Genomic DNA, 13,169 nt, shown 5'->3' with positions numbered 1-13,169 from the left:
AGGCCATGCGCCCCGAAAGCCAGGCGCCGGGCAGCGCGGGGCCGCCGCCCTGCCTGCGTCTGCGCATTGGTGAGGCCAGCGCCAGCGGCCCCCGCGCGGAGAACCAGGATGCTCTGCGAGTGGTCACCCCGACGCCGGCCCTGGCAGCCACCAAGGGCTACCTGTTCGCCCTCGCCGACGGCGTCAGCCAGTGCGCCGACGGTGGCCTGGCGGCGCGGGCGACCCTCCAGGCACTGGCTCTGGACTACTACGCCACCCCGGAAACCTGGACGGTGGCGCAGTCCCTGGAGCGCCTGCTGGTCGCCCACAACCGCTGGCTGCGCGCCAACGGCGGCGGCCAGCCGCTACTCACCACCCTCACCGCGCTGGTCCTGCGCGGCCGGCGCTTCACCCTGGCGCACGTCGGCGACTGCCGCGCCTACCGCTGGCTGGCCGGCGAGCTGCAGCGCCTCAGCGAGGATCACGTCTGGGAACAGCCGGGCATGCAGCACGTGCTCAAGCGCGCCCTGGGCCTCGACCAGCACCTGGTGGTCGACTACCTGGACGGCGAACTGCATGCTGGCGAGCACTTCCTGTTGGTCAGCGACGGCGTCTGGGCGACCTTGGGCGACGCAGGCATCCGCCACATCCTGGAGGACACCGAGGAACCCCAGGCCGCCTGCCAGGCTCTGGTCAGCGCCGCCCATCTGGCCGGCAGCCAGGACAACGCCAGCGCCCTGCTGGTGTCGGTCGACGCCCTGCCGGAGGCCGACCTCGGCGACACCCTGGCGCAGCTCGACCACTGGCCGCTGCCGCCGAAGCTGCGCCCCGGACAGACCTTCGAGGGCTGGCAGGTGGAACGTCTGCTCAACGAGACCCGCCAGTCGCTGGTCTACCGGGTGCATGACGCCTTGGGGCGCGCCTGGTTGCTGAAGACCCTGCCGCCCGGCCGCGCCGACGAGCCCCAGGCCGGTCCGGCGCTGCTGCTGGAGGAATGGTTCCTGCGCCGGGTCGCCGGCCGCCATTTCCCCGAACTGCCTCCGCTGCCGCAGCGCCAGCATCTCTACTACGTACAGCGCGAATACCCCGGGCAGACCCTCGCCGAGCACCTGCACCGGCACGGCCCCCTAGCCCTGGCCGACTGGCTGGAACTGGCCCCGCGCCTGCTCCGCGCGCTGGGCATGCTGCACCGGCGCAACCTGCTGCACCGCGACATCAAGCCGGAAAACCTGCTGTGGGGCGAGGACGGCGAGCTGCGCGTGCTGGACTTCGGCCTCGCCTACTGCCCCGGGCTGTCCCGCGACGAGCCCCACAGCCTGCCCGGCACGCCTAGCTACATCGCCCCGGAGGCCTTCGCCGGCGCCGCACCGGGACCGCAACAGGACCTCTACGCCGCTGGGGTGACCCTCTACCACCTGCTCACCGGCCACTATCCCTACGGCGAGATCGAGCCCTTCCAGCATCCGCGCTTCGGCCAGCCCACCCCGGCCAGCCGTTATCGCCCCGACTTGCCGGCCTGGCTCGACGCCTGCCTGAACCGCGCCCTGGCCACCGACCCGGCGCAACGCTACGAAACCGCCGAGCAGTGGCTGCTGGACCTCGAGCAGGGCGAACGCCGCACGCTGGATGAGCACCCGCGTCCGCTGCTGGAGCACGAACCGCTGAAGGTCTGGCGCGGCGTGGCGCTGGTCTCCCTGCTGGTCAACCTGGCCCTGGCGGTCTGGCTGCTCGCCTGAAAGCCCTCAGACGGCGCTGAAGACTGGCAGAAAGACATGACTGCGCTGGCCCGAGCGGCTATACATAGCGCTCGATTTCCCAGCAAGTCAGGACGACCATGCCACAACCGGGCACCCTCGAACTGGAAACTGCAACCACCCCACCCCGTCTGCGCATCCGCGGCGACTGGACACTGGCCCACTACGTGCGGCTGCGTGCGCTGATCGACGAGTCGCCGCTGGGCGAGACCGGCCGCCAGGCCGAGGTGGATCTTGCCGAGCTGGGCCAGCTGGACACCGCCGGCGCCGCCCTGCTCGGCCGCTGGCTGGGCGAGGAGCGTCTGCTGGAAGTGGCCAGCCACACCCCGGGGCTGCCCGCCGAGCGCCTGGCCCTGCTGCGCACCGTGGTTGCCGCGCTGCGCGGCTGCCCGGGCACTCCCGGCGAGCCGGCCGGGCCGGCGGTGGTGGAGGTGCTCGGTCACATCGGCGACGTGGTCAGCGAGTTCGGCCGGCAGGCCAAGGCCCTGCTCGGCTTCATCGGCCTGAGCCTGGAGAGCCTGCTGCGCACCTTGCCGCGTCCGCGCCGCTGGCGGATCACCTCGCTGGTGGCGCACCTGGAGCAGGTCGGCCTCAACGCCATCCCGATCATCGCCCTGCTGACCTTCATGGTCGGCGCCGTGGTGGCCTTCCTCGGCGCCACCGTGCTCGCCGACTTCGGCGCCACCCTGTATACCGTGCACCTGGTGGCCTTCTCCTTTCTCCGCGAGTTCGGCGTGCTGCTCACCGCCATCCTCATGGCCGGGCGTACGGCCAGCGCCTTCACCGCGCAGATCGGCTCGATGAAGGCCAACGAGGAGATCGACGCCATCCGCACCCTGGGCCTCGATCCCATGGAGCTGCTGGTCCTGCCGCGCCTGCTGGCGATGCTGATCAGCCTGCCGATCCTAACCTTCATCGCCATGCTCTGCGGCATCGTCGGCGGTGGCCTGGTCAGCACCCTGATGCTCGACGTATCGCCGGCCATGTTCCTTTCGGTGCTGCAGTCCGACATCCCGGTGCGGCACTTCTTCATCGGCCTGGTCAAGGCGCCGCTGTTCGCCTTCCTGATCGCCACCATCGGCTGCCTGGAAGGCTTCAAGGCCAGCGGCAGCGCCAAGTCGGTCGGCGACCACACCACCTCCAGCGTGGTGCAGTCGATCTTCGTGGTGATCCTCCTGGACGCCCTGGCAGCGCTGTTCTTCATGGAGATGGGCTGGTGAGCGGCGAAGTGCTGGTGCAGGTGCGCGGGCTGGTCAACCGCTTCGGCCCGCAGGTGGTGCACGACAACCTCGACCTGGACATCCGCCGCGGCGAGATCCTCGGCGTGGTGGGCGGCTCCGGCACCGGCAAGTCGGTGTTGCTGCGCAGCATCGTCGGCCTGCTGCGTCCGGCAGCCGGCAGCGTGCGGGTGTTCGGCGAAGACCTGCTGGCTCTGTCCCCCGAGAGCCGCTCCCGGCTGGAACGGCGCTTCGGCGTGCTGTTCCAGCGCGGCGCCCTGTTCTCCTCACTGACCGTGATCGAAAACGTGGCCCTACCGCTGATCGAGCACGCCGGCCTGGACCGCCCCTCCGCCGAACGCCTGGCACGGGTCAAGATCGCCCTGGCCGGGTTGCCGGCGAATGCCGGCGACAAGTACCCGGACTCCCTGTCCGGCGGGATGATCAAGCGTGCCGCCCTGGCCCGCGCCCTGGCCCTGGATCCGGAGATCCTGTTCCTCGACGAGCCCACCGCCGGCCTCGACCCGATCGGCGCGGCGGCCTTCGACCAGCTGATCCTCACCCTGCGCGACGCCCTGGGGCTGAGCGTCTTCCTGGTCACCCACGACCTCGACACCCTTTACAGCATCTGCGACCGGGTCGCCGTACTGTCCCAGAAGCGCGTGCTGGTCGCCGATCGCCTCGAGGTGGTGGAAGCCACCGACGACGCGTGGATTCGCGAATACTTCCACGGCCCGCGCGGTCGCGCCGCGGAATATGCCGCCCGGCAGGAGAAACATTGATGGAAACCCGTGCGCATCACGTCCTAATCGGCCTCTTCACAGTCCTCGCGGTGAGCGGCGCACTGCTCTTCGCCCTCTGGCTGGGCAAGTCCAGCGTGGACAAGGAGTTCGACACCTACGAGGTGGTCTTCGAGGAGGCGGTGACCGGCCTGTCGGTGGGCAGCGCCGTGCAGTACAGCGGCATCAAGGTCGGCGACGTGGAGCAGCTCAAGCTGGATCCGCGCGACCCGCGCAAGGTGCGGGCGCGCATCCGGGTCGGCAGCGACACCCCGATCAAGGAGGACACCCGCGCCCGCCTGGCGCTGACCAGCATCACCGGGGTGGCGGTGATCCAGCTCTACTCCGGCTCGCCGAAAAGTCCGCCGCTGAAGAGCCACGACGACAAGCCGGCGGTGATCATCGCCGACCGCTCGCCACTGTCGCGCCTGCTGGCCGACGGCGAGGACCTGGTGAGCAACATCAACCGGCTGATCCTCAACGCCAACCGGATGTTCTCGCGGAGCAACATCGAACGCATCGGCCGCACCCTGGAGAACCTCGAGCAGGCCACCAGCGTGCTGGCCGAGCAGCGCGACGGCATCCAGCAGACCCTGGAGCAGCTCACCGAGGTCAGCCGGCAGGCCGGCATCGCCCTGAAGGAGACCGCCGAGCTGATGCACAACGCCAACAGCCTGGTCGACCGGCAGGGCCGCAGCATTCTCGACAGCGCGGCGCAGACCATGGCCGCCCTGGAACGCAGCAGCGCCCGCCTAGACGAGATCATCGAGCGCAACCAGGGCGCCGTGGACGGCGGCCTGCAAAGCCTCGGCGAGCTGGGTCCGGCAATCGCCGAGCTGCGCAGCACCCTCACCGCACTGCAGCGCCTGACCCGCCACCTTTCGGAAAACCCCGGCAGCCTTCTACAGGGCAGCCAGGAGATCAAGGAGTTCGCACCATGAGCATCGGCCGCTACCTGGCCCTGGCGGGCCTCGCCTTCGCCCTCACCGCCTGTACCCTCCTACCCCAGGCCGAGCCGGTGCAGGTCTACCTGCTGCCCGCCGCCAGCCTGCCGCCCGCCTCCACGACGAAAATCGACCGCGCGCTGCGCATCAGCCGTCCGCGGGCCAGCATGATCCTCTCCAGCACACGCATCGCGGTGATCCCCGCCGGCAGCCAGCTGAGCAGCTACAAGGGGGCACGCTGGAGCGACGAGGCCCCGGCGCTGCTGCGCGACCGCCTGGTGGAACTGTTCATCGATGACGGCCGCTTCACCACGGTGAGCAGCGACGACCAGCACCTGCTGACCGACCTGGACCTGCAGGGCAGCCTGGCGGCTTTCCAGGCCGAGTACCGGAACGGCCGCCCGGTGGTGGTGATCCGCTACGACGCTCACCTGGCCAGCAGCGGCTCGCAACGCATCCTCGCCAGCCGCCGCTTCGAGGTGCACCAGCCGAGCGACGGAGAGCAGCTCGAAGCGGTGGTCGCCGCCTTCGGCCAGGCCAGCGAACGCCTGGCCCGCCAGTTGATCGACTGGACCGCTACCCAGGCCGCGGCCGGCCGCTGAGCCATCCCCGGTCCCTCGTCCGCAGGGACCGGCGGCGAAAACGCACCACGACAACGCCCCATGCCTCGATCTGGTGCACTTTTCCCGCGCAAACCGCCAATCCCTCCTCGCCGGGCCCGGAAATCCGTCTCTGGGAAAGTTGGCACAGCCCGTGCAGTAATCCTCTCGACAATGCACTAAAGCGTCCCCCTCAATGGCGAGGGGGCACTTCCCGACCGATCGGGACTGGACAAAGGCGTCCTTGCTGGGCAACCGGCAGGACGCCTTTTTTTGTTTGCGTGATTTTTGTGCCGGAGATAGCCCGCATGAAAAAGCTCAAGTTGGTCATGGTCGGCAACGGTATGGCCGGGGTGCGCACCCTCGAGGAACTGCTCAAGGTCGCCCCCGATCTCTACGACATCACCGTGTTCGGCGCCGAACCGCACCCCAACTACAACCGCATCCTGCTCTCCCCCGTGCTGGCCGGCGAGCAGACCTTCGGGGACATCGTGCTCAACGACCTCGACTGGTATGCGGACAACGGCATCCGGCTGCTGCTCGGCCGTAAGGTGGTGAAGATCGACCGCCGCGCGCGCAAGGTCTACGCCGAGGACGGCAGCGAGGCGGAATACGACCGTCTGCTGCTGGCCACCGGCTCCACCCCCTTCATCCTGCCGATCCCCGGCAACCGCCTGGATGGCGTGATCGGCTACCGCGACATCGCCGACACCCAGTTGATGATGGAAGCCGCCAGGACCTACAGCCATGCGGTAGTGATCGGCGGCGGCCTGCTTGGCCTGGAGGCGGCCAACGGCCTCAAGCAGCGCGGCATGGACGTGACCGTGGTGCACATCGCCGACTGGCTGCTGGAGCGCCAGCTCGATCGCACCGCCGGCAAGCTCCTGCAGGGCGCCCTGGAGGAACGCGGCATCCGCTTCCGCCTCAACGAGCAGACCGAGGAGCTGCTGGACAACGGCGACGGCCGAGTCTGCGCCGTAAAGTTCAGGAACGGCGAGGTGATTCCCGCCGATCTAGTGGTGATGGCCGCCGGCATCCGCCCCAGCACCGAGCTGGCGGAACGCGCCGGGCTGCCCTGCAACCGCGGCATCCTGGTCAACGACACCCTGCAGACCTACGACCCGCGCATCTACGCGGTGGGCGAATGCGCCAACCACCGCGGCATCGCCTACGGCCTAGTGGCCCCGCTGTTCGAGCAGGCCAAGGTCTGCGCCAACCACCTGGCGCAGCTCGGCTTCGCCAGCTACCGCGGCTCGGTGACCTCCACCAAGCTCAAGGTCACCGGCATCGACCTGTTCTCCGCCGGCGATTTCATGGGCGGCGAAGGCACCGAGACCATCACCCTCTCCGACCCCATCGGCGGCGTCTACAAGAAGCTGGTGATCAAGGACGACGTGCTGGTCGGCGCCTGCCTGTACGGCGACACCGCCGACGGCGGCTGGTACTTCCGGCAGATCCGCGAGAACGCCAACATCGCCGGCATCCGCGATCACCTGATGTTCGGCGAGAGCGCCTTGGGCGACGTCGGCCACCAGGGCCAGAACAGCGCCGCCAGCATGCCGGACAGCGCCGAGGTGTGCGGCTGCAACGGGGTGTGCAAGGGAACCATCGTCAAGGCCATTCAGGAGAACGGTCTGTTCTCCGTGGACGAGGTCAAGAGGCATACCAAGGCCGCCAGCTCCTGCGGCTCCTGCGCCGGGCTGGTGGAACAGATCCTGATCAGCACCGTGGGCGGTGCGGCGGACGTCAAGCCGAAGAGCGAGAAGCCGGTGTGCGGCTGCACCGAGCTGAACCACGGCCAGGTGCGCCAGGCGATCCGCGAGCACCACCTGACCTCCATGGCCGAGGCCATGCGCTTCATGGACTGGAGCACGCCGAACGGCTGCGCCACCTGCCGCCCGGCGCTCAACTACTACCTGATCTCCACCTGGCCGGGTGAGGCCAAGGATGACCCGCAGTCGCGGCTGATCAACGAACGCGCCCACGCCAACATCCAGAAGGACGGCACCTACTCGGTGGTACCGCGCATGTGGGGCGGGGTCACCACCCCGGCCGAGCTGCGGCGCATCGCCGACGTGGCGGAGAAGTACCAGGTGCCCATGGTCAAGGTCACCGGCGGCCAGCGCATCGACCTGCTGGGGGTGAAGAAGGAGGACCTGCCGAAGGTCTGGAAGGATCTGGACATGCCCTCCGGGCACGCCTACGGCAAGTCCATACGCACCGTGAAGACCTGCGTGGGCAGCGAGTTCTGCCGCTTCGGCACCCAGAACTCCACCCAGTTGGGCATCGACCTGGAGCACGATCTGTTCAACATGTGGTCGCCGCACAAGGTCAAGCTGGCGGTCTCCGGCTGCCCGCGCAACTGCGCCGAGGCCGGCATCAAGGACATCGGCATCATCGGCGTGGACTCCGGCTGGGAGCTGTACGTCGGCGGCAACGGCGGCATCAAGACCGAAGTGGCGGAATTCTTCGTCAAGCTCAAGAGCGCCGAGGAAGTCCGCGAATACAGCGCCGCCTTCCTGCAGCTGTACCGCGAGGAAGCCTTCTACCTGGAGCGCACCGTCCACTACCTGCAGCGGGTCGGCATGGAGCACGTCAGGAAGGCAGTGCTCGAGGACGCCGAGAACCGCAAGGAGCTGGCCGCGCGGTTGCACTACGCGCTTTCGCTGGAGCGGGACCCGTGGAAGGAACGCCTCGAGACCCCGCATCTGAAGCAGGAATTCGACCGCATTCCCCTCAAGCAGCTGGAACCCGCCTGACCGTGCCCCCCGACGAGGACGGGCAACCACCGAATCACCACGCTTCCGGAGACTCCCCATGACCTGGCTCGACATCTGCGCCCTCGACGACATCGCCCCCCTCGGCTCGCGCGTGGTCGCCGGCCCCAAGGGCGACATCGCCATCTTCCGTACCGGCGACGACGAAGTCTTCGCCCTCGACGACCGCTGCCCGCACAAGGGCGGCCCGCTGTCCCAGGGCCTCATCTACGGCAAGCGCGTCGCCTGCCCGCTGCACAACTGGCAGATCGAACTGGAAAGCGGCCAGGCCGTGGCCCCCGACGTCGGTTGTGCCCATCGCCACCCGGCGAAGGTGGAGAACGGCCGCGTGCTACTGGCCCTGAACGCCGTCCGCCACTGCGCCTGAGTACCTGCCCGGCAGCGCCGAACCACAAGGGAGCGACAGCCATGACCCGAGCGACCCGAACCACCGCCTCGACCTGCTGCTACTGCGGCGTCGGCTGCGGCGTGCTGATCGAGCACGACGGCACGCGCATCCTCGGCGTGCAGGGCGATCCGGAGCATCCGGCCAACTTCGGCAGGCTGTGCAGCAAGGGCTCGACCCTGCACCTGACCGGCGATGCCGATGCCCGCGCCCTGTACCCCGAGCTGCGCCTGGGCAAGGACCTGGCGCGCAGCCGCACCGACTGGGACAGCGCCCTGGAGCATGCGGCGAGCATCTTCGCCGCCACCATCCGCGAGCACGGCCCGGACAGCGTGGCCTTCTACGTCTCCGGCCAGCTGCTCACCGAGGACTACTACGCCTTCAACAAGCTGGCCCGCGCCCTGGTCGGCACCAACAACATCGACAGCAACTCGCGGCTGTGCATGTCCAGCGCGGTGGTCGGCTACAAGCGCAGCCTGGGTGCCGACGCCCCGCCCTGTTCCTACGAGGACATCGAGCGCACCGACTGCCTGCTGATTGCCGGCAGCAATATGGCCTATGCCCATCCCGTTCTTTTTCGCCGGCTGGAAGCCGCCAAGGCCGCGCGCCCGGAGCTGAAGGTCATCGTCGTCGACCCGCGGCGTACCGACACCTGCGAGCTGGCCGACCTGCACCTGGCGATCCTGCCCGGCACCGACGTGGCGCTGTTCCACGGTATCCTCCACCTGCTGCTCTGGGAGGGCTGGATCGACCTCCGCTTCATCGACGCCCACACCGAAGGCTTCGAGGCCCTCAAGGCGCTGGTGCGCGACTACACCCCGGCGGCGGTCGCCGCGCTCTGCGGCATCCCCGAGGAGCAGCTGCTGTGCGCCGCCGAGTGGATCGGCCGGGCACCCAGCTTCCTCTCCCTGTGGTGCATGGGCCTCAACCAGTCCACCGTCGGCAGCGCCAAGAACAGCGCGCTGATCAACCTGCACCTGGCCACCGGACAGATCGGCCGCCCCGGCACCGGCCCCTTCTCCCTCACCGGCCAGCCCAACGCCATGGGCGGCCGGGAGACCGGCACCCTGGCCAACCTGCTGCCCGGCCACCGCGACGCCGCCAGCGCCGCACACCGCGCCGAAGTGGCCGCCCACTGGGGCGTCGAGCGCCTGCCGGAGAGCCCCGGACTGACCGCCGTGGAGCTGTTCGAGGCAGTGCGTGACGGGCGCATCAGGGCGCTGTGGATCGCCTGCAGCAACCCCGCGCAGTCCCTGCCGGACCAGCAGCGGATTCACGAGGCCTTGGCCGCCTGCCCCTTCGTGGTGGTCCAGGAAGCCTTCGCCACCACCGAGACCTGTCGCTACGCCGACCTGCTGCTGCCTGCCGCCAGCTGGGGCGAGAAGGAAGGCACGCTGAGCAACTCCGAACGGCGCATCAGCCACGTGCGCCGCGCCGTGCCAGCGCCCGGAGAGGCGCGGCCGGACTGGGCGATCGCCTGCGACTTCGCCCGCCGCCTGGAACGCCACCTGCGCCCCGGCCTGCCCAGCCTGTTCGACTTCACTGGCCCCGAAGCCCTGTTCGAGGAATACAAGCCGCTCACCGCCGGCCGTGACCTGGACTACAGCGGCCTGAGCTACGCCCTCCTCGACGCCCGCGGCCCCCAGCAGTGGCCCTTCCCGACCGGCGCCACGGCAGGCACCCCACGCCTCTACGCCGACGGCCGCTTCCCCACCGCAAGCGGTCGCGCCCGCTTCGTCGCCGAGCCCTACCAGGCGCCCCGCGAGCGTCGCGAGGCGCGCTTCCCGCTGATCCTCAACACCGGCCGGCTGCGCGACCAGTGGCACGGCATGAGCCGTACCGGCACCGCCGCGCGGCTGTTCGGCCACGTCCCGGAGGCGGTGCTCGGCCTACATCCGGACGAACTGCGTCGGCGCCGCCTGAGTGCCGGCGAGCTGGTGCGGGTACGCAGCCGGCGCGGCAGCCTGATCCTCCCCGTGCAGGCCGATGACAGCCTGCGTCCCGGCCAGGCCTGGCTGCCGATGCACTGGGGCGACCGGTTCCTCAAAGGGCTGGGCACCAACGTCCTGACCCTGCCGGCCTGCGACCCGCTGTCCCGCCAGCCAGAGCTCAAGCACGCCGCCATCGAGGTGGACAAGGTAGAACTGCCCTGGCAGCTGTTCGCCCTGGTCGAGGGCCGGGTGCAAGAGCGCTTCGAGGCCCTGCGCCCACTGGTCGACGGCTTCGCCTACGCCAGCCTGACCCTCGCCGGCCGCGACCGCCCCGCCCTGCAGATCAGGGCCGCCGCCGCCCAAGCCCCGGACGCCGCGCTGCTGGCCGCCATCGACCGGCTGCTCGGCCTCGACGTGGGCCCAGTGCTGGCCTACGACGACCCCCGGCGCACCGTCGGCAAACGCGTGCGCATCGAAGACGGACGCATCCTCGCTCTGCGTCTGGCCGGCGAGACCGCTGCCCGCGACTGGCTCAAGGTGCTGTGGCACGAGGGTCGCAGCGACGCCAAGCTGCGCCGCTGGCTGCTCGCCCCGCTGTCCGCGCCGCCCGGCGGCGGCCAGGTGGCCGACAGGACCCTGTGCAACTGCCTGAACGTCAGCGAGCAGGCGATCCGCGAGGGCATCGCCCGCGGCCTCGACCTCGACGCCCTCAAGCGCGAACTGCAATGCGGCACGAGCTGCGGCTCGTGCGTCCCGGAAATCAAGCGACTGCTGGGGGCCACCGCGAGCGGGCGGGAGCGGTCCCTGGCCGTGCCGACCTGAGGAGGAAACGATCATGAATGGCAAAGTCTGGCTGGTGGGCGCCGGCCCCGGCGACCCGGAACTGCTCACCCTCAAGGCAGTAAAGGTCCTGGCCAGGGCCCAGGTGGTACTGGTCGACGACCTGGTCAACCCGGCAGTGCTGGAGCACTGTCCCGACGCCCGGGTGATCCCGGTAGGCAAGCGCGGCGGCTGCCGTTCCACCCCGCAGGCCTTCATCCACCGCCTGATGCTGCGCTACGCCCGCCAGGGCAAGTGCGTGGTGCGCCTGAAGGGCGGCGACCCGTGCATCTTCGGCCGCGGCAGCGAGGAGGTCGACTGGCTGGCCGCCCACGGCATCGAGGCGGAGCTGGTCAACGGCATCACCGCCGGGCTGGCCGGCGCCACCGGCTGCGGCATTCCCCTGACCCTGCGCGGCATCGCCCGCGGGGTGACCCTGGTCACCGCCCACACCCAGGACGACAGCAGCCTGGACTGGGCGGCCCTGGCCAAAGGCGGCACCACCCTGGTGGTCTACATGGGCGTGGCCAAGCTCGGCGAGGTACGCGACAGCTTGCTGGCCGGCGGCATGCGCGCCGACATGCCGGTGGCGATGATCGAGAACGCCTCGCTGCCGCAGCAGCGCGAATGCCGCAGCAGCCTGGCCCGCATGCGTCAGGACGCCGCGCGCTTCGCCCTGAAGAGCCCGGCGATCCTGGTGATCGGCGAGGTGGCCGCCGCCCGCGAGGCTCTGCTGGCATGCAGTGCCTGATGCTTCCGGGTGCCGCTTGCCATTCTCCTCGGCGAGCTGCCGCTAGAGTATCGGGGAACGTACCCCCTCGCCGGGAGAGCTACCGGGGTGAGGGAAAAGGCAGGCGAAGAAAAACCCGGCCAAGGCCGGGTTCTCCTCGTCGGCAGTCCTCTTACTGCTGGACCTGGGCTTCCACGGCCGCCTCCACGCGGCGGTTGATCGCCCGACCTTCCGGAGTAGCATTGTCCGCCACCGGACGGGACTCGCCATAGCCTACCGAGTCCACCCGCTCCGGGCTTACGCCGTACTGGTTGACCAGCACGTCACGCACCGCGTTGGCGCGGCGTTCCGAGAGCTTCTGGTTGTAGGCGTCGGTACCCACGGAGTCGGTGTGGCCTTCCACCACGGTGGTGGTCTGCGGGTACTGGTTCATGAAGTCGGCCAGGTTCTTGATGTCGCCGTAGCTTTCTTCCTTCACCACCGACTTGTCGAAGTCGAACTTCACGTCCAGCTCGACGCGCACGGTCTGCGGCGGTTCCGGCTGCGGTTCCGGCTCCGGGATCGGCTCGGGTTCGGCCATCACCGGGGCGACCGGCTTGGCGCCGCCGAAGTTCACGCCGACCCCAACGCCGGCCATCCATTCGCTGTCGCCACGGTCGAAGTTGTACAGACCGTCGACGCCCGCACGGGCGAAGAAGTGCTCGGTGAAGTAGTACTTCAGGCCGGCGCCGATCACGCCCTGGGTAGTGTGGTCACGTCCGCTGCGCACGTCCTGGCCGATGCTCTGGTGCGCCAGGCCGCCGGACAGATAGGGACGCAGGCCCGGTCCCGGCTCGCCGAAGTGATAGACCAGGTCCAGGCCGGTGGAACTGCCCTTGATGTTCTTGTTGGTGCTGTCGCCGCGAAGATCGTGATACTCGCCATAGGACAACGACACGGACAGATCTTCGGTCAGGAAGTATCCGATAGATCCCCCCAGCAAGTTGCCTTCATCGAAATCGCGAGTGCTGTCCTCGAAGTAGCGCTTACCGAAAATTTCCGCCTCGACTGCACCTTGGCCTTGGGCCAGTGCGCTGAGGGAAAGACTTCCGATCAGTGAACCTACGACAACGCCTAAGGTGTTTTTCACTTTCATCCTTAAATATCCCCAGTTGCTTGTATTCGAGGTCGGAGTGTCAAAACACGGACCCGAAGGACAATAGTAGAGGCGGATGCAGAAACTGAGTGCAACACAGTCATTGAATTGAAGCCGGAG

10 protein-coding genes are annotated in these 13,169 nt (G+C 69.0%); 9 read left to right on the top strand and 1 reads right to left on the bottom strand.

From position 1 onward, the window contains the following. The first annotated feature begins 5 nt into the window (after nt 1-5). The 9 genes from H165_RS0107685 to cobA all read left to right on the top strand — a co-directional run bounded on the left by H165_RS0107685 (nt 6) and on the right by cobA (nt 11,935). Nucleotides 6-1,715, top strand: coding sequence for a bifunctional protein-serine/threonine kinase/phosphatase (locus tag H165_RS0107685; RefSeq protein WP_017938342.1), 1,710 nt, complete (start codon nt 6-8; stop codon nt 1,713-1,715). 98 nt (nt 1,716-1,813) lie between these two features. Continuing rightward, complete coding sequence (locus tag H165_RS0107680; protein WP_017938341.1) at nt 1,814-2,953, top strand: MlaE family lipid ABC transporter permease subunit; 1,140 nt, start codon at nt 1,814-1,816, stop codon at nt 2,951-2,953. Beyond that, nucleotides 2,950-3,732: an ABC transporter ATP-binding protein gene (locus H165_RS0107675; protein WP_017938340.1), complete on the top strand. Its 783-nt coding sequence runs from the start codon at nt 2,950-2,952 to the stop codon at nt 3,730-3,732. Before H165_RS0107680 ends, H165_RS0107675 begins: the two co-directional genes overlap by 4 nt. Further along, a complete protein-coding gene (locus tag H165_RS0107670; protein WP_017938339.1) occupies nt 3,732-4,670 on the top strand; it encodes an MlaD family protein in 939 nt (312 codons plus the stop codon). Before H165_RS0107675 ends, H165_RS0107670 begins: the two co-directional genes overlap by 1 nt. Further along, nucleotides 4,667-5,275, top strand: a complete 609-nt coding sequence (locus tag H165_RS0107665) for an ABC-type transport auxiliary lipoprotein family protein (RefSeq protein WP_017938338.1) — start codon at nt 4,667-4,669, stop codon at nt 5,273-5,275. The genes H165_RS0107670 and H165_RS0107665 overlap by 4 nt, the downstream gene beginning before the upstream one ends. Before the next feature lie 305 nt (nt 5,276-5,580). Beyond that, nucleotides 5,581-8,031 (top strand): nitrite reductase large subunit NirB, encoded by a 2,451-nt coding sequence (gene nirB / locus H165_RS0107660; RefSeq protein ID WP_017938337.1) that lies wholly within the window; start codon nt 5,581-5,583, stop codon nt 8,029-8,031. A gap of 58 nt (nt 8,032-8,089) precedes the next feature. Continuing rightward, nucleotides 8,090-8,416 carry a nitrite reductase small subunit NirD gene (nirD, locus tag H165_RS0107655; protein ID WP_017938336.1) on the top strand — a complete coding sequence of 109 codons (327 nt, stop codon included), beginning with the start codon at nt 8,090-8,092 and terminating at the stop codon, nt 8,414-8,416. A 41-nt stretch (nt 8,417-8,457) separates the two neighbouring features. Continuing rightward, complete coding sequence (locus tag H165_RS0107650; RefSeq protein WP_017938335.1) at nt 8,458-11,187, top strand: nitrate reductase; 2,730 nt, start codon at nt 8,458-8,460, stop codon at nt 11,185-11,187. 13 nt (nt 11,188-11,200) lie between these two features. Then, complete coding sequence (gene cobA / locus H165_RS0107645) at nt 11,201-11,935, top strand: uroporphyrinogen-III C-methyltransferase (RefSeq protein ID WP_017938334.1); 735 nt, start codon at nt 11,201-11,203, stop codon at nt 11,933-11,935. Nucleotides 11,936-12,086: 151 nt separating this feature from the next. Here the strand turns inward: cobA and H165_RS0107640 are convergent, their stop codons facing one another. Next, complete coding sequence (locus H165_RS0107640; protein WP_026146448.1) at nt 12,087-13,049, bottom strand: OmpA family protein; 963 nt, start codon at nt 13,047-13,049, stop codon at nt 12,087-12,089. Nucleotides 13,050-13,169 lie beyond the last annotated feature (120 nt).

This window comes from Pseudomonas thermotolerans DSM 14292 (assembly GCF_000364625.1).
In the GTDB taxonomy this organism is placed as follows: Bacteria; Pseudomonadota; Gammaproteobacteria; order Pseudomonadales; family Pseudomonadaceae; genus Aquipseudomonas; species Aquipseudomonas thermotolerans.
This window is presented reverse-complemented; position numbering and strand designations above follow the sequence as displayed.

What these genes read in the sequence shown, in the direction of transcription:
- nirD (WP_017938336.1), top strand. Translation starts at nt 8,090, where the DNA reads ATGACCTGGCTCGACATCTGCGCCCTCGACGACATCGCCCCCCTCGGC.
- nirB (WP_017938337.1), top strand. Translation starts at nt 5,581, where the DNA reads ATGAAAAAGCTCAAGTTGGTCATGGTCGGCAACGGTATGGCCGGGGTG.
- cobA (WP_017938334.1), top strand. Translation starts at nt 11,201, where the DNA reads ATGAATGGCAAAGTCTGGCTGGTGGGCGCCGGCCCCGGCGACCCGGAA.
- H165_RS0107640 (WP_026146448.1), bottom strand. Translation starts at nt 13,049, where the DNA reads ATGAAAGTGAAAAACACCTTAGGCGTTGTCGTAGGTTCACTGATCGGA.
- H165_RS0107665 (WP_017938338.1), top strand. Translation starts at nt 4,667, where the DNA reads ATGAGCATCGGCCGCTACCTGGCCCTGGCGGGCCTCGCCTTCGCCCTC.
- H165_RS0107685 (WP_017938342.1), top strand. Translation starts at nt 6, where the DNA reads ATGCGCCCCGAAAGCCAGGCGCCGGGCAGCGCGGGGCCGCCGCCCTGC.
- H165_RS0107650 (WP_017938335.1), top strand. Translation starts at nt 8,458, where the DNA reads ATGACCCGAGCGACCCGAACCACCGCCTCGACCTGCTGCTACTGCGGC.
- H165_RS0107680 (WP_017938341.1), top strand. Translation starts at nt 1,814, where the DNA reads ATGCCACAACCGGGCACCCTCGAACTGGAAACTGCAACCACCCCACCC.
- H165_RS0107670 (WP_017938339.1), top strand. Translation starts at nt 3,732, where the DNA reads ATGGAAACCCGTGCGCATCACGTCCTAATCGGCCTCTTCACAGTCCTC.